Source organism: Amycolatopsis orientalis DSM 40040 = KCTC 9412 (assembly GCF_000478275.1).
Taxonomy (GTDB): domain Bacteria; phylum Actinomycetota; class Actinomycetes; order Mycobacteriales; family Pseudonocardiaceae; genus Amycolatopsis; species Amycolatopsis orientalis.
This window is the reverse complement of the sequence record NZ_ASJB01000083.1, coordinates 119,618-138,085: the sequence shown is the minus strand read 5'-3', so window position 1 is coordinate 138,085 and position 18,468 is coordinate 119,618. Positions and strand designations below refer to the sequence as shown.

Here is an 18,468-nt window from a genome sequence, read left to right as displayed (position 1 = left end):
CCCCTTGTTTGAAGCTCCATGAGCCTATCAGTGGCTCATGGAGCCCCAAAACGGGGGGTCACTCTCCGGCGGCCCGGCGGAACGGCCTGGTCCCGGGCTCGTCGAGCTCGTGGAAGGCCGGGTCCTCGTCGTCGAGGTCGACGACGACGGCTTGGCGCCGGATACGGGACATCGGGGACGGTTTGCGCTCCACGACCTCCGGACGTTCGGCGGCGACGACCTCGATGTCCTCGTGGGATTCGTCGTCGTCGTCGATCGACGGGCGGCGCGGGGCGCGGGTGCTGTTGTAGCGGGCGAGGCGGCGCTGCCGGATCTCGTTCTCGATCCGCACCTGGCGGCGCAGGTAGGCGAGGTAGCCGATGAGGACGGCGTCGACAACGCCGTTGGCCCACCAGACCATCGGCGTCAGGAAGCCGGCGACGACCGCGGTGGTGACCACGAGTACCAGTAGCGCGATGACGACCCGTTGCCGGAACGCGTACTTGGCCCGCGCCGCGATGTCCGCCGCCTCGGGGTCGAAGCCGCCTCGGCCGGGCCGGTAGCCCGCGCTCTGGCGTTCTCTTTCGGTGCGGGGCGCGCGAGAGGGCTGCGGAAGCGGTTCGGCTTCCGGTTCCTCGTCTTCGAGGTCGGCGTCGAGTTCCGCCTCGAGCTCGGCCAGGTCGTCTTCTACCGATGGTTCCGTGTTCTCCGCCATGGCGAACTCCTCCGGTCCCTCGTGGCGTGTGCTCCCGCTCCGCACGACTCGCGCCGCCAAGGCCGAGTCGGCCGTCCGCGCGACCTGCTGGCGCTTGCGGGCGACCATGGGCACGAGAACGACGAGCCATGCCGCTGCGAGCGCGACGATGATCACCGAACTGGGCATCTCCCGTCACCTCCCCCGATCCACTGCTGTAGTCACGCTAGCCACAACAGTCACACACGACGCGCAGACTCGCCGGTTTCGATCACGGAAAATGCATCACCAAATTAGGTGAATCTCACAGTTTGTGGTAACGCGGTCACTGAAACGGCCCCGTGATGGGGTCAAACGCGCTCCGCGAGGCCCTTCGCGACGAGCCGGGACACCAGTCCGTGACCGGTCTCCTCCTTGGTGATGGCGTAGCAGAAATGGTCCCGCCAGCCGCCCGCGACGTCGAGATAGCGCTCGAAAAGGCCCTCTTGCCGGTACCCCGCTTTGGTGAGAACCCGCAGGCTGGGGGTGTTTTCGGGGCGGACGGTCGCCTCGAGGCGGTGCAGCCCGCCGAAATCGAAGACATGGTCGGTGACGAGGGCGACGGCGCCGGTCGCGACGCCGCCGCGGACGATGTCCGATGACACCCAGTAACCGATCCAGGCGGACCGGAGCGAAGCCCGGATGACGTTACCCACAGTGATCTGCCCGGCGAAGCGTCCATCTACCGTGATGGTGAACGGGAGGCATTGCCCGCGCCGGGCCAGTCCGCGCAGGGCGACCCATTGCGACGGCCACGACCAGAACGCGTTGCGATCCGGCCAGGGCCCGACACCGGTCGGTTCCCACGTCTCGAGGTGCTCGCGGTCCCGCAGCCGGATGCGGCTCCAGTCGCCGGCGTCCCGCAGCCGGACCGGCCGGACGGCCAGTACCCCGGCGGGCACCCGGAGCGGCCCGAGTTTCGCGGGCCAGCCCGGGTGCCTGCTCTCGATCGGATACGCGACGCCGGAAATCGGTGCGCCCATTACGCTCGCTGGGCCAGGAAGGTCACCTTGACCTGCTCGCCCGCGGCGACCTCGGTGAGGTCCTCGTCGATGTTGATCAGGCAGTTCGCCTCGGCCAGCGACGCGAGCAGATGCGCGCCGGAAGTGCCGAGTGGCTGCACCAGGTACTCGCCGTTGCCCTCGTCGCGCAGCAATTGCCCGCGCAGGAAGCCCTTCCGGCCCTTGGTCGAGGTGATCGGGGAGAGCAACCGCGCGCCGACGATCCGGCGATGCGGGTTACGGGTGCCGCGCGCGGCGCGGATGAGCGGGCGGACCAGGACCTCGAACACGACGAGCGCGCTCATCGGGTTGCCGGGGATCAGGAACGTCGGCACCGAATCGGGGCCGAGCCTGCCGAAACCCTGCACCGAACCGGGGTGCATGGCGACGCGGGTCATATCGATGTGGCCGAGGTCGGACAGCGCCGCGTGCACCTCGTCGCCCGCGCTCCCGCCGGCGCCGCCCGCGACGACGACGATCTCCGACATCAGCAGGCGGCCTTCGACGATCTCGCGCAGCCGTTTCGGGTCACCGGGCACGATGCCGACGCGGCTCACCTCGGCGCCCGCGTCCCGCGCGGCGGCGGACAGGGCGTAGGAGTTGACGTCGTAGACCTGCCCGACCGACGGGGTGCGGTCGATGTCGACCAGTTCGTCGCCGACGGACACGATCGAAACCCGCGGCCGCGGGTAGACGAGCACCTTCGCGCGGCCGACCGCGGCGAGCAGGCCGACCTGGGCCGAGCCGATGGTGTCGCCCTTGCGCACGGCGACGTCACCGATCTGCACGTCTTCGCCGGTGCGGCGCACGTAACCGGCGGACGGCACCGACTTGTGCACGGTGACCTTGGCCTGGTGACCGTCGGTGTAGGCGGTCGGGACGACGGCGTCGGCGAGGGTGGGCAGCGGCGCGCCGGTGTCCACCCGCACGGCCTGGCCCGGTTGCAGCCGCCGCGGCTGGCGCGAACCGGCCGCGATCTCACCGACCACCGGCAACACCACCGGCTCCTGGCCCGCGGTGCGGACGTCGACACTTCGCACCGCGTAACCGTCGACGGCCGCCTGGTCGAAACCGGGCAGCGCGTGTTCGGCGACGACCTCTTCGGCGCACAGGAGGCCTTGGGCCTCGGAGATGGCGACCCGGACCGGGCGCGGGCGTACCGCGGCGTCCAGGGTCAGCGCGATCTGATCCTCGACGGAACGGAAGGGTCCCGCGTCTTCGGTCTCGGCCGCTTCGGCGATGGGCTCCGTCATGACTGCGGGATCTCGATCCGTTCGTTCGACCAGGCACGCGATGAAGGCCCGTCGGTGAACTGAAGTTCACCACCGTTACCAGGAGTGATGCGGTCCGAAGCCGTGGAAATCGCCCGATCGGGCAAGCTCCTCATGGTTCGTGCCGCCGGGGTGGTCGCTGCGCCTGTCATAGGCGTGAAGCCTAACCTGGCCACGTGGGCAAGCCCGGCAATGAGCACCTGAGCAAAGCGGAGTGGCGTTCCCGGATAACCGCCGAACGACGTTCGCAGGTGCCGGAAGACCGGGCCCGGGAGGCGGTTTCGCTGGCCGCCGCGGCCGCTCTCCTGCCGGGTGCGGTCGTCTGCGCGTACGTCCCCTTCGGGACCGAACCGGGCTCGGCACTGCTCCTTGATCAACTAGCCGACCAGGGCAAACGAGTGCTGCTGCCGATCGTCCCCGCCGAACCGGGGCCGCTCGGCTGGGCCGCCTACGAGGGACCGTCGAGTCTCGCGCCGGGCCGGCTTCGCGGACTGCTCGAACCGACGGGCCGACGGCTCGGTCCCGACACGCTGGGGACGGCCGATCTGGTGCTGATCCCCGCGTTCGCGGTCGACGACGAGGGCGTCCGGCTCGGCCGCGGTGCCGGGTACTACGACCGGTCGCTCTCCTTCGCCGCGCCGGGTGCCGCGCTGATCGCCGTCGTCCGGGACGCCGAACTCGTGCACGCGCTGCCGTCGGAACCGCACGACGTCAGGATGACCGGAGTGCTGACCCCGGATCAGGGGGCGGCCCCGCGACCGGTAATACACTGACGCCCCGACGCAGTGGTTCAGAAAGGGCACAATGAGCTCTGACGCGCACCTGTCCGATCAGTTCGCCGAAACGCTGTCGAAAATGCGTTCCGCCGGGGCACACGCCATGGAACTGGCCGCCCTGCGAAGGCGCATCGAGCAGCTGTCGGAACCCGGCGCCGGTGAATTGCCGGGAAACGAACTCGAACCTCTCGATGACATCAGCAGGCTCGTGGATCTGCCCGAGCCGGACGCCGGGGAAGCCCGCCGGGTCCTGGACCGCACCGCCGTCCTCAAACTCAACGGCGGACTCGGCACGAGCATGGGGCTCACCGGGCCGAAATCGCTGCTGGAAATCAAACCGGGCAAGACGTTCCTCGACGTCATCGCGATGCAGGTGCTCTCGACCCGCGAGAAGTACAACGCCCGGCTTCCGCTGATCCTGATGAATTCGGCGGGCACGCGCGAGCCTTCGCTCGAGTTGCTGAAGAAGTATCCCGATCTCGCCGACGAGGTCATCCCGGCCGACTTCCTACAGGGCCGCGAACCGAAGATCACCGCCGACGGGCGGCCCGTCGAGTGGCCCGCCAACCCGGAACTCGAATGGTGCCCGCCGGGACACGGCGACATCTACATCGCGCTCGCGGTGAGCGGGATGCTCGACCTGCTGCTGGCACAGGGCATCCGCTGGTGCTTCGTGTCCAACGCCGACAACCTCGGCGCGCTCCCGGACGCCCGGATCGCCGCGTGGCTCGCCAAGGAGAACATCCCCTTCGCGATGGAGACCGTGCTCGGCACCGCGGCCGACCGCAAGGGCGGGCATCTCGCGCTGCGCGCGGGCCGGATCGTGCTGCGTGAATCCGCGCAGGTCCCCGACGGCGACGACTCGTTCGGCGATGTCGCCAAATGGCGTTTCTTCAACACCAACAACATCTGGTTCGACCTCGAACGGCTGAAGGAACTGCAGGACGCCGATCCGGCGGCCCCGGTGCTGCCGCTGATCGTGAACCGGAAGACCGTCGATCCGGCCGATTCCGCCAGCACCCCGGTGATCCAGCTCGAAACGGCGATGGGCGCGGCGATCGGCTCGGTCGAGGGCGCGCGGGCCATCGAGATCCCGCGCAGCCGGTTCGCGCCGGTCAAGACCACCGACGACCTGCTCGTCGTCCGCTCCGACGCCTACGTGCTCGACCCCGGCGGGGAGCTGATCCCGGAGTTCACCACCCCGCCGGTCGTCTCGTTGAGCAAGGAGTTCTACAAGCTCTTGCCGGACTTCGACGCGCGTATCCCCTCCGCCCCTTCGCTCAAGGAGTGCACGAGCCTTGAAGTGGAAGGCGACGTCACCTTCGGCAAGAACGTCGTCGTCCGGGGCGACGTGAAGGTCACCGGACCGAAAACCATTCCGGACGGCGAAGTCCTCTAGCCACGCTGGGCGATGAACACGTACTCGCGTCCTGGACGGTCCGGGGCGTCCCGGACGTCCAGGACGCGGAAGCCGTGTTCGCCCAGCAAGGCCTCCAGGTCTTCGCGCTCGCGGAACCACAGGGTCGAATCCGAGGTGACGACCTCCCCGTCGGAGAACCGGTAGGTGTACCGGAACGAGACGAACGGCAGGTTCACCTCGGTGACCTCACGCCACTGCTCGACCTCGCCGACGCCCGGGACGTCACGCGTGTCGTGCGCGGTGTCGACGGCCCAGTCCTCCCAGACGCGGCGACCGGGACGCCGGATCTCGAACACCAGGTGCCCACCCGGTGCCAGCGCGGTGTGGATGCCTTCGAGAGTCCGCCTCCATTCGTCGTCGGTCAGGAAGACCTGAGCCACGTTCCCGGTCATCACGGCGAGATCGGCACCCACCTCGCCCACCGTTCCGGCGTCACCGTGGATCCAGGTGATCTTCCCTTCCGGGTCCTTGGCCTTCGCGATCTCCAGTGACGCCTCGGCCGGATCGACCCCCACGACCTCGATCCCGCGTCCGGCCAGGAGAACGGCCAGGCAGCCGGTACCGCAGCCGACGTCGAGCACTCTCCTGGCCCCGAGCTCGCCGATGATGGCGAGATAGTGGTCCAGATCGTCGCGAGCGCCGTCGAAAGCGTCGTAGATCGGTGCGAGCCGGGCGTGGGCGAAGAGCGCGTCAGGCATTCGGCGACGATAGTTCCGGTACGCGTGCGGGTGCGAGGGATTTACGGCCCGGCTGCCAGAGCCGTTCTCCCAGCAGCGCGAGGAACGCGGGCAGGAGCACCCCGCGGACCAGTGTGGCGTCGATCAGCACGGCGACCGCCATTCCGACGCCCATCATCTTGTACTCGATCGCGCTCAGCGTGATGAAGACGCTGAACACGCCCACCATGATCACCGCGGCGCTGCTGACCACCCCCGCGCTGGTGCCGGTGCCGCGGATGATGGCGGCGACGGCGCCGTCGGCCCGGCGTTCACGGATCCGGCTGAGGATGAAGATGTGGTAGTCCATGCTCAAGCCGAGCAGCAGGACGAACATGAACATCGGCAGCCAGCCGACCACCCCGCCGTACGGGGTGAAACCCAGCAGTGAAGCGAAATGCCCGTCCTGGAAGATCCAGGTGAGCACGCCGTAGGCCGCGCCGATCGAGAGCAGGTTGAGCGCGATCGACACGAGCGACACCGCCACGGACCGGAAAGCCAGCAGCAGCAACACGAACGCGGCCAGCAGGACGAACCCGAAGACCAGCGGCATCCGCTCGATGACCCGGTCGGCGAAGTCGCGGGCGTTCGCCGTGCGTCCCGACACCGCGTACTCGACGTCCGTCACCTCGCCGACCGTCGCGGGCAGCAGCTCGGTGCGCAGTTTCGCCAGCGCGGCGTCGGCCTCGGCGTCCCGGCCCGCGCCGGACAGCGGTACGCGGAGGACCACCGCCTCGTCGACATTCGCGACCGCGAGGGGTTTGTTCAGCGCGCCACCGGTTTCGCCGATCCGCCGGTCGAGATCCGCGATCGCCGACCGCAACGCCGGACTGTCGACCGGTCCGCCGCCCTTCGCCGTGAGCACCACCGTCGCCGGATAGACGACCCCGGGAAAGGCTTCCTGGGTGCGGACGGCGGCGTCGATCGTCGCCAGCGATCGCGGCAGGCTTTCCGCCGGTGTCGGATCCTGCAGCCGCATACCGAGCGCGGGCAAGGTGAGCAGGATCAGCAGCGCGGTCGCGAGCCCGCCCCACAGCGCCGGCCGCCGGGTGACCACCCGTGCCGTCGCGGACCAGAACCGCGAGTTCTCCGCGGCGGTGCGCCGCTTGCCCAGCCAGGGGATCCGGCCGCGATCGACCTTGTCGCCCAGCAGTGAGAGCAGCGCGGGCAGCACGGTGACCGCGCCGAGCACGGCCAGGCCGACCACGAACGCCGTGCTGATCGCTAGTCCGGTGAAGTTGTCGAGCCCGGTGATCGCCAGCCCGCTCACGCACAGCACGACCGTGACGCCGGAGACGACCACGACGTGTCCGGACGTCCTCGCCGAGACCCGGATCGCGTCGTCGACGGAGTGGCCCCGCGACCGTTCTTCTCGTTGCCGCCTGAGGAAGAACAGCGAGTAGTCGACACCGACCGCCATCCCGATGAGGAGGGTGATCACCGTCGTCGCGCTGTTGATCGGGGTGAGGTCGTCGACGACGGAGAGGAACCCGAACGTCGCCGCGACACTCGTGCCGGCCAGCAGCAACGGGACCGACGCGGCGACCAGCGCGCCGAACACGATCAGCAGGATCACCAGCGTCAGTGGCAGGGAAAGGAACTCCGACCGCTGGACGTCCTGCCGGATGCCCTTGTCGACCACGGAGGAGAGGCTGAGATCGCCGGAGAGGCCCAGCCGCACCGACGGATGCCGGGCCGAAACCTCCTCGACCCGCGCCGCCGCGGTCTCGAAGTTCGAGCGGATGTCCCTCTCCCCGCCCGCGATCGAAAAGCCGACCAGACCGGACCGGCCGTCACCCGAGACCCGGTCGGCGCCTTCGGTGGCCAGCGGCGACCGGACCTCGGCGACGGCGCCGGACCGGGTGAGCGTGGTGACCAGGTCCTCGGTCGCCCGCCTGACCTGCTCGTCGGCGGCGAAGGGCGGCGAACCGGGGTTCTTCGCCTCGACGAGAACGTTCTCGCGTAAGGGATCGAAGGTGTTCTGGGCGTTCAAGGCGGTCTGCGCGCGGCCGGATTCCCCGGGATCGGTACTGCGACGGCTTTCGCCGTCCAGCAGCGTTCCCGCCGCCAGGGCGATCAGTACCAGGGCGACCCAGCCGACGAGGGTGAGCGCGCGATGCCTCAGGGACCAGGTGGCGATCCGCTCGGTCACCGGAGCGCGCGAGTTGTTTTCGGGCAGCATGAACTACAGTCCTTTGCGTGAAGGAGTGAGATGCCTCGGGCGAGGTTTTTGCTTCTTCTTTCCTGGGCCGTCGAGTTGCCGCTCGGCGGCCCAGGGCCTTTTCACACCGGTGTACGGGTGGTCAGTCGACCTCCTTGAGCATCCGCTCGACCGACCCCACGCTCTTCTGGAGATCGGCGAGACGTCCGTCGAGTTCGGTGAGTTTGCGTTCGTTCTCTTCCTGCGCCTGGACCGCTTTCTCGGCGAGCCTGCGGTATTCCTGTTCCCGCGCGAGCGCGCCCCTGGCCCGGACGGTCGCGCCGAACTGCCAGACGACCACCGTGATCACCACGGTGAGGAACACGAAGATGCCGACCAGTCCGGCGACCTCCTGCCATTGATGCCACTTCACGGTCGTTCCCCCTGCTCGCCGTCCTGTGTGGAAGTACCGAGTGCCGAAGTACTGAGCGTCGGCGCCGCGGCGGCGATGGCGTCCGGGCTCAGCTCGACCAGGAACGGTTTCACCTCGTAGAACTTCATCGCCTTCCCGTCCTCCGACAGCTCGAGGGTGGCCGACACGAGCCCGGCCGCCTCCAGTTTGCGCAGGTGGAGCTGCATGAGCGCCCGGCTGATGCCGAGTTCTCGCGCCAGCTGGCTCACGTACGCGCGCTCCGCGCGGAGCGCCGCGACGATCCGCAGCCGGTGCGGATTCGCCAGGGTCCCCAGCAGTCGCAGCAACTCGTCGCCGGTCGGTCCGGTGGCGGTCATGCCGAGCTCCTGCACATGCCAAAGAAATCTAGCAGGTGCCGACTTCGGCTACCAGGTGCTCCATCCAGACGTTCGGTTCCACGTAGACACCGACGTCCAGTGCCGAGGAGGCGAGTACCGGCGCGATCCCGCCCGGAACGGCCGTGAGACCGTCCCGGAGTTCCACGCCGGTCCACGCCTTCCACTGCGCGAAGGTGCCCGTGACCGTCATCGCGAACGGCGCCACCTTCACGAACCGGGCGCCGAGCCGCTCGTGCGTGCGCAGCCACGGATCCTCGGGCAGTCCGTCCGGACGACGGCGGCCAATGTAGTCCTCAAAGGACAGTCCGGGTTCGTTCTCCTTCCCGGCCGGGCGGACCGGCGCGACGAGGTTGCGCATCCCTTTCGTCAAGGCGCGCTCTTTCAATGCTGCCAACGCTTTTGTGGCCAGGCCGGCACCGCGGCGGCCTGGCGTGACCATCACGTCGAGTGCCATCAGCGTATTCGTCTCACGGGTGCTCATCAGGTCTTCCGCGGCCCAGATCAGGGCGGCGTCCCAGCCGTGGTCCGGCAGTTCCGGGCGTTCGGCCGTCGGGAAGCCGACCGGGACGGCGGCCGCTCTCGCCACCGGGACGCCGTCCTCCAGTAGGACGAGGAAGTACTCCGGCCAGCGAGCGGCCAGATGGGACGATTTCGCCAGCAGGCCAGTCTGGTCGTGCTTGAGGAATTCGCCGCCGACACCACCGAGGCCGAGCGCGGGCTCGCGCAGCTCAGGCCGGGTGGCCAGGTCTTCGATCACGATCATGTCCTCAGTAGACCCGAGGACACCTGCTCTCACGAGGTGGTTTTCAGATGACCTAACGTACCGGCAGCGCGCGCCGCCGTCCAGTGAGGCCGGTGGTGTTGAGGTTGGCACGCTCGCCGGCGGAGTGCCCGTCGAGATAGCCACTGCCGGACAGCCGCCTCGGCGGTGCCGAGCGCAGGTCGCCGTACTGTTCGTCGTACGCCTGCTTGACCATCGCCGTCCGGTCCTGGATCACCAGTTCGGCGGAGCGGTGGCCCGGCGTGGCGCCATGCGTGCGGGCCGCGGTGTCTTCACTGTTGCGGAGCCGTTCGTAGACCGCGCCGGAGAACCCGTGCAGCCAGGTGCGCCGGTACGCGGCCAGCGATTCGCCGGCGAACACCCGGTTCTCCGGACGGACCCTGGTCAGCTGGGTGGTCGCCTGCAGCAGCAGGCTCGTGTACAGCAGTTCGACCCGCTCCAGATCGGACCGGAAACCGAACACCGTCACCGCGGTGACGGACTGGCCCAGCCGGTGCAGCAGGGCGCGGCACCGCAGCGGATGCGCGATGTTCGTCAGCAGTCCCGCCTTGTCCCGGCTGTACGGGTTGTCGATCCGGATCGAGACCTGGGTGATCTCGTCGGCCTTCGCCCCGGATGCGGCCAGCAGTGCCTGGTCGATGCCGTACCGGGCGATCAGTTCGGCGGCCTTGGTGTTGTACGACTCGGCTTCGGCCTCGGTGACGGCCGGATCCTCCGCCTTGGCGAGAAGTTTCCGGACGCGTGCGAGCAGCGTGTCATGGTCGGGCATGGCCCCCCTTCCTGATTGGGTTGGAGTGGGTCACCCTAGGAGAGGGGTCCGACAATATTCGACCAGATGTTCGGAACCCGGCAAGGGGGTGGCATGTCGGCCGAGGTATCGGTGGTCGGTTCCGGTCCGAACGGGCTCGCGGCGGCGGTCCTACTGGCCAGGGCGGGACGGTCGGTCGAGGTCCACGAGGCGGCGGCCGTGATCGGCGGGGGAACGCGGACGGCACCGTTGTTCGACGACGACGTCCGCCACGACATCTGCGCGACCGGGCATCCGATGGCCGCCGCGTCCCCGTTCTTCCGCTGGTTCGACCTCGCCGCGCACGGGGTCGAACTCCTGCGGCCCGAAATCGCGTACGCGCATCCGCTCGACGGCGGCCGGGCGGGGCTCGCGTACGAGGATCTCGACCGGACCTGTGACGCACTCGGCGCGGACGGCCCCCGGTGGCGCCGCTTGCTGGGCCCGCTCGCCGAACGCAGCCAGGACCTGACCGAACTCCTGCTCGGCGACCTCCGCCATCCACCCCGTGCCCCCCGGGTCGCCGCACTCCTGCCCGCCCGGATGGCGATGCTCGCCTCCGGGCTGGAGCGCCGCCTGTTCACCGGTGCGGAGGCGCCCGCGCTGCTCTCCGGCGTCTCCGCGCATGTGATGAGCCGTCAGCCTTCGCTCGCCGCTGGCGGCGCGACGCTGTTGCTCGCCCATCTCGCGCACGCGACCGGCTGGCCGATCGCCCGCGGTGGCAGCCAGACCATCACCGAGGCACTCGCCGCCGACCTCCGCGCGCACGGCGGGAGGATCCACACCGGCAGCCGGATCACGGATCTGCGGCAGCTGGCGAAGTCTCGCACGGTGATTCTCGACATCGCCCCGCGCGGTTTCCTCGACATCGCCCGCGATCTGCTGCCGCCGCGATACCGGAAGGCGCTGGAGTCCTATCGCTACGGACCCGGCGCGGCGAAGGTCGATTTCCTGGTGTCCGAACCGGTTCCGTGGTCGGTGCCGGAGGTCGGCAAGGCGGGCACCGTCCATCTCGGCGGGACGCGTGACGCGGTGTACGCCGCCGAAAACGCCATCGTGCGCGGAGAAGATCCGGACGACCGCTTCGTACTGCTGTCCGATCCGATGGCGATCGACCCGTCCCGCGGGCTGCCGGGCAAACGGCCGGTGTGGGCGTATTGTCATGTGCCGAACGGGGATCCGCGCGATGTCACCGACATCGTGCGGAGGCGGATCGAGCGGTTCGCGCCCGGGTTCTCGGACACGATCTTGGCGAGCCGATGCCTCCCGGCCGCCGAACTCGAGGCGTACAACGCGAACTACCCCGGCGGCGACGTCGCCACCGGGGCGGTGAACCTGCGGCAGGTGCTCGGACGGCCCGTCGCGCGGTGGAACACGCACCGGACCCCGCTCGGCGGTGTCTTCCTGTGCTCGGCCGCCACGGCGCCGGGACCGGGCGTACACGGGATGGGCGGCTGGTACGCGGCGAAAGCCTTGCTGGGCAAGGACTTCCGGCGGGTGCTCGGCTGAGCGAGCACCCGCCGGAAGGTCATTGCTGGATCGGCTCGCCGTCGGTACCGCAGATGTAACCGCCGTTGATACAGGTGCTCACCCGGCGCTGGAGTTCGTTCTGGTTCCAGGCGTTGAAGAAATCGCCGTGGAACGTGTACCCGGGCGCGTTGGTGACCAGGGCGCCGTCGCGCGTCCCGGCGAGGGTGAGCCCGCCACCGTTCACCGGATAGGTGATCAGCAGCTCGACTCGCGGTACCACCTTCGGATAACCGGCCGGGCAGGTCTGCCCGAGCGCGAAAGCCATGTGGTCGCGGTGGTTCGGCGAGTCGAGCCGGACCCCGTCCCAGCAGGTCGGAAAGTCCAGATAGGTCTGGAGTTTCGAACCGGGAGGGCAGGTCAGGAAGTCCCGGCTGGACTCGGGCGCGCCCAGGCAGGACCAGCGGGCGTACGGATTTTGGTCGGGATTGGTCGCTCCCGCGTTGCCGATGACGTAACGCAGCCCGCGCGGCGGCGCGATCGCGTTCCCCATCTGGGTGATGCCCTGGTAGTAGACGGTGACGCGGTCCGGCGCGATCGGTTGCCCGTTCTTGTACAGCGTCGGCGTCCAGTACGAGGAAAGGTCCACGACCGGATCGCAGTTCGTGGTGCCCGCGCTCAGCGATTCGAGGGTGGAACCGGCGTTCGCGGTCCGGTTCCCGTAGAACTCGTGGATATGGGAGACCCCGGCTTGACCGGGGAAGACGATCGGGTCGTCACCCTTCCGATGGGAACTGAAGCAGTCGGCGCGGAACTCCGAACCGCGCACCGGGGCCAGCGCCTGCTGGGCGACGATCGCCCCGGTCTGCTCCGCGGACGGCACGAAGAAGTGGGCGCTGTGGTTCACCTTGCCGTCGTGGGTGCCGTGTCCGAGTGGGACGGCAGGCATCGCCACGGCGATCAGCACGAGTACGGCGGCCACCGCTCCCGTGACGCCGAACAGGTTCCGGGTTCTCATCGCACGCTCCTCTGCTTGGCGGAGAGACGGAGACGGCGGATATGTTGCTACCGGCAACAAACCGGCGTCTCCATGAGAACCCGTGCGAATGGTCTGGACAAGCGGCCGTCAGGGTGAGGGGATCCCGCTGACCGGGCCGAGATAGGCGTCGAGCGTGACGGCGAGGGCGCTCTCCGGGGACGGCGCGAAGCTGGCGCCCGCCAGCCCGCCCCAGAGCCACAGCTGGGCGAGGCCATGCAGCGACGCCCACAGCGAGGCCGCGAGCAGCCGCGGATCGGTGGCGGGATGCCATCCGTCGTCTTGGACGTCGCCGACGAGCACGGCGAAGAAGTCGAACACCGCGCTGCTCACCCGCGTGAGTTCGGGATCCGCCGGATCGATGAGGTCGCGGCGGAACATCAGCTCGAACATCGCCGGATTGGCCAGCGCGAAGTCGAGATAGCCGTGGCAGGCCGCGATGAGCCGTTCGCGTGGCGTCGTGGCCGGCAGGCCGGTGCCGCGGTCGAGCAGTTCGGTGTAACCGCGGGTGGCGACGGCCGAGAGCAGGGCCGCGCGGCCGGTGAAGTGGCGCAGGGGCGCACCGTGCGACACGCCTGCCGCCTTGGCGATCCCACGCAGCGTCACGGCCGCGACGCCTTCCTCGGCCAGCAGGTTCGCCGCCGTGTCGATCAGGCGGGTTCGGGCGCCCACGACCGGGTCTCCTCGAGGACGGGAAGGAGGTCGGGGCGCTTGGGCAGGAAGCCGTCGCCGGGCTGGCGGCCGATGAGCCGGTTGCGGAACCGGCTGAACGCGACCGGGAGCACCTCCCGCGTCATCCAGCGCAGATCGGCCCGCAGGCCGGGGCGTCCGGCCGAACCCGGGAGCGGTGCGAGCCAGGCCGGGTCGTGGTCGACACCGAGCTTGCCGAGTACGTGGCCGGCCAGGCGCCGGTGACCCTGTTCGGACAGGTGCAGCCGGTCCGGGCCGAAGTAGCGGGAATCGTGCGCGGCGTGGTCCGGCCAGAGGTCGACGAGCGTCGCGCCGTAGCTGACGGACGCTTCGCGGACGGCGTCGTTCAACGCGGTGATGCGCGGTCGCATGCGGTGGCCCATCGGCATGCGGTGGGAGATGTCGCTGAGGGTGAAGGTGACGACGGCGGGCGCGATCTCGGTGCAGGCGCGGATGGCCGTGTCGACGCGGCGGGCGATGGTCCGCGCGTCCCAGCCGCGGCTCATCACGTCGTTTCCGCCGCCGAACAGCGCGATCAGATCCGGCTGGAGCCCGCGTGCCGCCGGTGTCTGCTCGGCGTGGATCTGGTCGAGCCTGCGGCCGCGGACCGCGAGATTGGCGTAGCGCAATCCGGGCTCGTCCTCGGCGAGGCGTCCCGCGACGAAGTCCGCCCAGCCTCGGTAGTGGCCACCGGACGGATGCGGGTCGGCCAGCCCTTCGGCGCAGCTGTCGCCGAGCACGACGAAACGTTGGTAGCCCATCCAGATCTCCGTAACCGCGAGTTCACCTTGTAGACACTGTCTATCAAACTCACGTAGACGCTGTCTACTCAGTGGTTCAGGCGGCTCCGATGCGCGCACGCGACGGCGCGTCGCGGATCGTCTTCCGGGAGCACCCGGCACAGTGCGTCGACGATCTCGACGTCGTCGGCACCGCACGAGGTCTCCCAGTACGACCAGAGCGCCGTCGCGTCCCGGCCGCCGAGCACGACCCGCCGGACCGACGCGGTGACCGACTCGCGCTCCTCGCGCACGGCCGGCGACTCCGACTCGGCCAGCAGCGGACCCCGGAAAGCGACGGCGGCGCCGGTGACGTCACCTCGTTTGAGGGCGGCCCGGACGCGGAGGAAGTCGGCGTCGACGTCGGCCGAGAGCCGGTACGGCCGCGTCCGCACGATGTCCGAGCCGAGTTGCGTCCGCAGCCGGTGGATCTCCGCGCGCACCGTCACCGGGTTGCCGCTCTCGCCGTAGAGCAGCAGGGCCAGCCGTTCCGCCGAGAGACCGCCGGGATGCAGGGCGAGCAGGGTGAGGATCTCCGCGTGCCGCAAGGTGAACGGCACCTCGCGACCGTCCACTGTGGTCGACGGCGGACCGTCGGTGAGGAATTCCAGCGCGAGCCGCGGCCGTCGTGCCGGGCCCCGGTTCCGCAGTCGCAGCAGGTAACCCTCGCTCAGCGGCTCCACCGTGCCGAGTCGTCCGTCGGGCAGCGTGACCTCGCCGCCGCCCCACCGGATGTCCACAGTGGAGGGAAGATCACCACAGGATTCGGCCGCCAGCACCCGTCCCTGCGCCGACAGCAGGGCTCCCGGCGCACCGCGCAGAGCTTCCAGGTGGGTCATGTTCGCGAGTCGCAACCGTTCGTCTCGCATCGCGAGCCGGGCCCGCAGTTGGCCTTCGGCGAGCTGGGCCGCCGCCGTGACCAGCGCGAGCATCGCGGGATGGACCGTCCGCAGTGGACCGCTGACGTCGATCGACCCGAGCAGCGCGCCGGTCTCCGGATCGTGCACGGGCGCCGCCGCGCAGGTCCAGCCGTGATAGGTCCGCACCAGATGCTCGGCCGAGTAGATCTGCACCGGCTCCCCGGTGGCGAGCGTGGTGCCCATCGCGTTCGTCCCGATGACGTCTTCGCTCCAGCGGGTGCCTTCGGCGAGCATCACGCCGTCCGCGCGCCGGAGTACGCCCGACGCGCCTTCGCGCCACAGGATGTGCCCGGCCGCGTCGGTCACGATCATCATGTGCTCGGCGTCGTCGGCGATGCTCACCAGCGTCTGCCGCAGGATCGGCAGCACCGGCGCCAGCGGATGCTCCTCGCGAAGCCCGTTGAGTTCGCTGGAGTCGTAGACCAGCGGGGCGACGCCCGTGTCCGGGTCGACGTGCGCGGCGAGCGAGCGATCCCACGACGCCGACACGATCGACCTGGGCGACCGCGGCGCGGGACCACCGGAGAGGACGGCGTCGTGGACGTCCTTCAGCAGCCGCGCGTACGCCTGAGGGTCACGCGGCGACGCCTCACCACCGGGCCGCTCCGCCACATTTCCGAGAATAGGTGACCCGCCTCACTTCGTTGCAACGTGCGTGCAACCTCTCCCGGCCTACCTTCGCCGCCATCCGTCACCCCTAGCGATGAGGCAGGAAAGATGGCCAAGTACGCGGCACCGAACACCGAAGGCGGCGTCGTCAGCTACGAGTCGCGCTACGACCACTACATCGGCGGCGAGTACGTACCGCCCGCGAGCGGCCAGTACTTCGAGAACCCGACCCCGGTGACCGGGCAGGTGTTCACCGAGGTCGCCCGCGGCACCGCCGCCGACATCGACCGGGCGCTCGACGCGGCCGAAGGCGCCGCCGCGGCCTGGGGCCGGACGTCGGTGGACGAGCGGGCGAACGTCCTGCTCCGGATCGCCGACCGGATGGAGCGGAACCTCGAAGCGATCGCCGTCGCCGAATCGTGGGAGAACGGCAAGCCGGTCCGCGAGACCCTCGCCGCCGACATCCCGCTCGCGATCGACCACTTCCGCTACTTCGCCGGCGCGCTGCGCGCCCAGGAGGGCGGCATCTCGCAGATCGACGACAACACCGTGGCGTACCACTTCCACGAGCCGCTCGGCGTCGTCGGCCAGATCATCCCGTGGAACTTCCCGCTGCTGATGGCGGTCTGGAAGCTCGCGCCCGCGCTCGCCGCCGGCAACGCGATCGTGCTCAAACCCGCCGAGCAGACCCCGGCGTCGATCCATCTGCTGATGTCGCTCATCGGCGACCTGATCCCGCCGGGCGTCCTGAACATCGTCAACGGCTTCGGCGTCGAGGCGGGCAAACCGCTCGCTTCGAGCTCTCGCGTGCGGAAGGTCGCGTTCACCGGCGAGACCACCACCGGGCGGCTGATCCTGCAGTACGCCAGCGAGAACATCATCCCGGTCACCGTCGAACTCGGCGGCAAGAGCCCGAACATCTTCTTCGACGACGTCGCCGCGGCCAACGACGCCTTCTACGACAAGGCGCAAGAGGGCTTCGCGCTCTTCGCGCTGAACCAGGGCGAAGTCTGCACCTGTCCGTCGCGGGCGCTCATCCAGTCCGGCATCTACGACCGGTTCCTCGGGGACGCCGTCGAGCGGGTCAAGAAGATCAAGCAGGGGCACCCGCTCGACACCGAGACGCAGATCGGCGCGCAGGCGTCCAACGACCAGCTGGAGAAGATCCTTTCCTACATCGACATCGGCGTGAAGGAGGGAGCGAAGATCCTCACCGGCGGCGAGCGCAGCGACCTCGGCGGCGAACTGTCCGGCGGGTACTACGTGCAGCCGACGGTGTTCGAGGGCGACAACAAGATGCGGATCTTCCAGGAGGAGATCTTCGGCCCTGTCGTCTCGGTGGCGAGGTTCGACGACTACGCCGACGCGCTCAAGATCGCCAACGACACGCTGTACGGCCTCGGCGCCGGTGTCTGGTCGCGCGACGGCAACACCGCGTACCGCGCCGGCCGCGACATCCAGGCGGGCCGGGTGTGGGTCAACAACTACCACGCCTATCCCGCGCACGCGGCCTTCGGCGGCTACAAGGCGTCCGGGATCGGGCGCGAGAACCACAAGATGATGCTGGATCACTACCAGCAGACCAAGAACATGCTGGTGTCCTATTCGGACAGTGCGCTCGGGTTCTTCTGATGGCCGAGCGGGTCGGTTCGACACCGGCCGCCGCCGATCTGCTGCGGCGGCTGGTGTCGCTCCATGGCCGGGTGATGTTCCATCAGTCCGGCGGATGCTGCGACGGGAGCGCCCCGATGTGTTACCCGGCGGGCGAGTTCCGCACCGGGGCGTCCGATGTCCACCTTGGTGACCTGAGCGTCGAAGGCATCGACGACGTTCCGGTGTGGATGTCGGGACCCCAGTTCGAGTACTGGAAGCACACGCATCTGACCATCGACGTCGTGCCCGGCCGGGGGAGCGGATTTTCCTTGGAGGCGCCCGAAGGCGTTCGCTTCCTGGTCCGTTCCCGGCTGTTCAGCGACGAGGAATCGGCGGAGCTGAACGGCCCAGCAACGCGATGAGCCGTTCGCCCGGACCGGCGTCCGGCGGTGCCTCGACAGCGTGGTCGAAGGCGCCGCCGGGCCCGCGTACCGGCGCGACGTCGGGAAAGCGGCTCGCCACGCCCAAAGCGGCCGTGGCCAGTTCGTCGTCCCAGCGATGCTCACGGCCGAGGGCGACGTCGAGGTCCCAGCCGTGGACGAGGTTGTCGGCGAAGAGGACGGCCAGGACGTTCTTGCCCGGCAGCGGGCCGAATTTGCCGAAGTCGAAGGTCTTCTTCAGTGCCTGCTCGTCGAAGGCGGCGAGAAACTCGGCGGAGCTTTCTTCATAGGCATTGACGAGGTTGTCGGGTGTCGTCGAGCGGGTCGTGCGGGGACGGCCTGCCGCCCGCGCGGCCGCCCGCTCGTTGTTGTCGATCAGGTGTTCCACGATGTCGCGGACGGTCCACTCGGCGCAGGGGGTCGGGCGGTCCCAGTCGTCCGCGCCGATTCCGGCGATCGTGGTTCCGGTGGCGTGATGGGCCCGGGTCGTCAAGGCGAGGAAGTCCATGGAGGTAAAATA

General features: G+C 69.3%; 19 protein-coding genes. 5 read left to right on the top strand and 14 right to left on the bottom strand.

The features are described from left to right. Nucleotides 1-58: 58 nt before the first annotated feature. The 3 genes from sepX to glp all read right to left on the bottom strand — a co-directional run bounded on the left by sepX (nucleotide 59) and on the right by glp (nucleotide 2,966). Nucleotides 59-862 (bottom strand): divisome protein SepX/GlpR, encoded by an 804-nt coding sequence (sepX, locus tag L324_RS31800; protein WP_037317462.1) that lies wholly within the window; start codon nucleotides 860-862, stop codon nucleotides 59-61. A 161-nt stretch (nucleotides 863-1,023) separates the two neighbouring features. Continuing rightward, nucleotides 1,024-1,695: a GNAT family N-acetyltransferase gene (locus L324_RS31795; protein ID WP_037317459.1), complete on the bottom strand. Its 672-nt coding sequence runs from the start codon at nucleotides 1,693-1,695 to the stop codon at nucleotides 1,024-1,026. After that, the gene (glp, locus tag L324_RS31790) at nucleotides 1,695-2,966 is read right to left on the bottom strand and encodes a molybdotransferase-like divisome protein Glp (protein WP_037317457.1); all 1,272 of its coding nucleotides are present in this window, start codon (nucleotides 2,964-2,966) and stop codon (nucleotides 1,695-1,697) included. Before glp ends, L324_RS31795 begins: the two co-directional genes overlap by 1 nt. 218 nt (nucleotides 2,967-3,184) lie before the next feature. Between glp and L324_RS31785 the strand changes: the two genes are divergently transcribed. Together L324_RS31785 and L324_RS31780 are read left to right on the top strand one after the other, a co-directional pair. Beyond that, entirely contained in the window at nucleotides 3,185-3,757 is a 573-nt protein-coding gene (locus tag L324_RS31785; protein WP_051174256.1) for a 5-formyltetrahydrofolate cyclo-ligase, read from the top strand. A gap of 31 nt (nucleotides 3,758-3,788) precedes the next feature. Further along, complete coding sequence (locus L324_RS31780; RefSeq protein ID WP_037317451.1) at nucleotides 3,789-5,159, top strand: UTP--glucose-1-phosphate uridylyltransferase; 1,371 nt, start codon at nucleotides 3,789-3,791, stop codon at nucleotides 5,157-5,159. Here the strand turns inward: L324_RS31780 and L324_RS31775 are convergent. From L324_RS31775 to L324_RS31750, 6 genes are all read right to left on the bottom strand, one after another. Further along, the gene (locus L324_RS31775) at nucleotides 5,156-5,878 is read right to left on the bottom strand and encodes a class I SAM-dependent methyltransferase (RefSeq protein ID WP_037317449.1); all 723 of its coding nucleotides are present in this window, start codon (nucleotides 5,876-5,878) and stop codon (nucleotides 5,156-5,158) included. The genes L324_RS31780 and L324_RS31775 overlap by 4 nt on opposite strands. Continuing rightward, entirely contained in the window at nucleotides 5,871-8,078 is a 2,208-nt protein-coding gene (locus L324_RS31770) for an MMPL family transporter (protein WP_037317446.1), read from the bottom strand. The genes L324_RS31775 and L324_RS31770 overlap by 8 nt, the downstream gene beginning before the upstream one ends. 121 nt (nucleotides 8,079-8,199) lie before the next feature. Continuing rightward, on the bottom strand, nucleotides 8,200-8,469 hold the full coding sequence (locus tag L324_RS31765) for a hypothetical protein (RefSeq protein WP_037317443.1): 270 nt from the start codon (nucleotides 8,467-8,469) through the stop codon (nucleotides 8,200-8,202). Further along, entirely contained in the window at nucleotides 8,466-8,825 is a 360-nt protein-coding gene (locus tag L324_RS31760; RefSeq protein WP_037318764.1) for an ArsR/SmtB family transcription factor, read from the bottom strand. Before L324_RS31760 ends, L324_RS31765 begins: the two co-directional genes overlap by 4 nt. 28 nt (nucleotides 8,826-8,853) lie before the next feature. After that, nucleotides 8,854-9,609 (bottom strand): GNAT family N-acetyltransferase, encoded by a 756-nt coding sequence (locus L324_RS31755; protein WP_081736535.1) that lies wholly within the window; start codon nucleotides 9,607-9,609, stop codon nucleotides 8,854-8,856. 52 nt (nucleotides 9,610-9,661) lie between these two features. Continuing rightward, a complete protein-coding gene (locus tag L324_RS31750) occupies nucleotides 9,662-10,396 on the bottom strand; it encodes a DUF2786 domain-containing protein (protein ID WP_037317440.1) in 735 nt (244 codons plus the stop codon). Between the two features lie 93 nt (nucleotides 10,397-10,489). Between L324_RS31750 and L324_RS31745 the strand changes: the two genes are divergently transcribed. Next, on the top strand, nucleotides 10,490-11,923 hold the full coding sequence (locus tag L324_RS31745; protein WP_037317436.1) for a phytoene desaturase family protein: 1,434 nt from the start codon (nucleotides 10,490-10,492) through the stop codon (nucleotides 11,921-11,923). Between the two features lie 19 nt (nucleotides 11,924-11,942). Here L324_RS31745 and L324_RS31740 read toward each other — a convergent pair whose 3' ends face one another. The 4 genes from L324_RS31740 to L324_RS31725 all read right to left on the bottom strand — a co-directional run bounded on the left by L324_RS31740 (nucleotide 11,943) and on the right by L324_RS31725 (nucleotide 15,918). Continuing rightward, nucleotides 11,943-12,899, bottom strand: a complete 957-nt coding sequence (locus L324_RS31740) for a DUF1996 domain-containing protein (protein ID WP_051174197.1) — start codon at nucleotides 12,897-12,899, stop codon at nucleotides 11,943-11,945. 108 nt (nucleotides 12,900-13,007) lie between these two features. Next, on the bottom strand, nucleotides 13,008-13,589 hold the full coding sequence (locus L324_RS31735) for a TetR/AcrR family transcriptional regulator (protein WP_037317433.1): 582 nt from the start codon (nucleotides 13,587-13,589) through the stop codon (nucleotides 13,008-13,010). Further along, entirely contained in the window at nucleotides 13,568-14,368 is an 801-nt protein-coding gene (locus L324_RS31730) for an SGNH/GDSL hydrolase family protein (RefSeq protein ID WP_037317430.1), read from the bottom strand. The genes L324_RS31735 and L324_RS31730 overlap by 22 nt, the downstream gene beginning before the upstream one ends. Before the next feature lie 68 nt (nucleotides 14,369-14,436). Next, the gene (locus tag L324_RS31725; RefSeq protein ID WP_037317427.1) at nucleotides 14,437-15,918 is read right to left on the bottom strand and encodes a helix-turn-helix domain-containing protein; all 1,482 of its coding nucleotides are present in this window, start codon (nucleotides 15,916-15,918) and stop codon (nucleotides 14,437-14,439) included. A gap of 105 nt (nucleotides 15,919-16,023) precedes the next feature. Here L324_RS31725 and adh point away from each other — a divergent pair, with 105 nt between their 5' ends. Both adh and L324_RS31715 read left to right on the top strand, forming a co-directional pair. Then, entirely contained in the window at nucleotides 16,024-17,547 is a 1,524-nt protein-coding gene (gene adh, locus L324_RS31720; protein WP_037317424.1) for an aldehyde dehydrogenase, read from the top strand. Then, nucleotides 17,547-17,930 (top strand): DUF779 domain-containing protein, encoded by a 384-nt coding sequence (locus tag L324_RS31715; RefSeq protein ID WP_037317421.1) that lies wholly within the window; start codon nucleotides 17,547-17,549, stop codon nucleotides 17,928-17,930. Before adh ends, L324_RS31715 begins: the two co-directional genes overlap by 1 nt. On the opposite strand, the gene L324_RS31710 is transcribed toward L324_RS31715, so the two are convergent. Beyond that, on the bottom strand, nucleotides 17,884-18,456 hold the full coding sequence (locus L324_RS31710; protein ID WP_037317418.1) for a TIGR03086 family metal-binding protein: 573 nt from the start codon (nucleotides 18,454-18,456) through the stop codon (nucleotides 17,884-17,886). The two genes, L324_RS31715 and L324_RS31710, sit on opposite strands and share 47 nt — an antisense overlap. Between the last annotated feature and the right edge of the window lie 12 nt (nucleotides 18,457-18,468).

What these genes read in the sequence shown, in the direction of transcription:
- L324_RS31755 (WP_081736535.1), bottom strand. Translation starts at nt 9,609, where the DNA reads ATGATCGTGATCGAAGACCTGGCCACCCGGCCTGAGCTGCGCGAGCCC.
- L324_RS31795 (WP_037317459.1), bottom strand. Translation starts at nt 1,695, where the DNA reads ATGGGCGCACCGATTTCCGGCGTCGCGTATCCGATCGAGAGCAGGCAC.
- L324_RS31740 (WP_051174197.1), bottom strand. Translation starts at nt 12,899, where the DNA reads ATGAGAACCCGGAACCTGTTCGGCGTCACGGGAGCGGTGGCCGCCGTA.
- L324_RS31750 (WP_037317440.1), bottom strand. Translation starts at nt 10,396, where the DNA reads ATGCCCGACCATGACACGCTGCTCGCACGCGTCCGGAAACTTCTCGCC.
- L324_RS31715 (WP_037317421.1), top strand. Translation starts at nt 17,547, where the DNA reads ATGGCCGAGCGGGTCGGTTCGACACCGGCCGCCGCCGATCTGCTGCGG.
- L324_RS31730 (WP_037317430.1), bottom strand. Translation starts at nt 14,368, where the DNA reads ATGGGCTACCAACGTTTCGTCGTGCTCGGCGACAGCTGCGCCGAAGGG.
- sepX (WP_037317462.1), bottom strand. Translation starts at nt 862, where the DNA reads ATGCCCAGTTCGGTGATCATCGTCGCGCTCGCAGCGGCATGGCTCGTC.
- L324_RS31760 (WP_037318764.1), bottom strand. Translation starts at nt 8,825, where the DNA reads ATGACCGCCACCGGACCGACCGGCGACGAGTTGCTGCGACTGCTGGGG.
- L324_RS31775 (WP_037317449.1), bottom strand. Translation starts at nt 5,878, where the DNA reads ATGCCTGACGCGCTCTTCGCCCACGCCCGGCTCGCACCGATCTACGAC.
- glp (WP_037317457.1), bottom strand. Translation starts at nt 2,966, where the DNA reads ATGACGGAGCCCATCGCCGAAGCGGCCGAGACCGAAGACGCGGGACCC.
- L324_RS31770 (WP_037317446.1), bottom strand. Translation starts at nt 8,078, where the DNA reads ATGCTGCCCGAAAACAACTCGCGCGCTCCGGTGACCGAGCGGATCGCC.
- L324_RS31780 (WP_037317451.1), top strand. Translation starts at nt 3,789, where the DNA reads ATGAGCTCTGACGCGCACCTGTCCGATCAGTTCGCCGAAACGCTGTCG.
- L324_RS31745 (WP_037317436.1), top strand. Translation starts at nt 10,490, where the DNA reads ATGTCGGCCGAGGTATCGGTGGTCGGTTCCGGTCCGAACGGGCTCGCG.
- adh (WP_037317424.1), top strand. Translation starts at nt 16,024, where the DNA reads ATGGCCAAGTACGCGGCACCGAACACCGAAGGCGGCGTCGTCAGCTAC.
- L324_RS31710 (WP_037317418.1), bottom strand. Translation starts at nt 18,456, where the DNA reads ATGGACTTCCTCGCCTTGACGACCCGGGCCCATCACGCCACCGGAACC.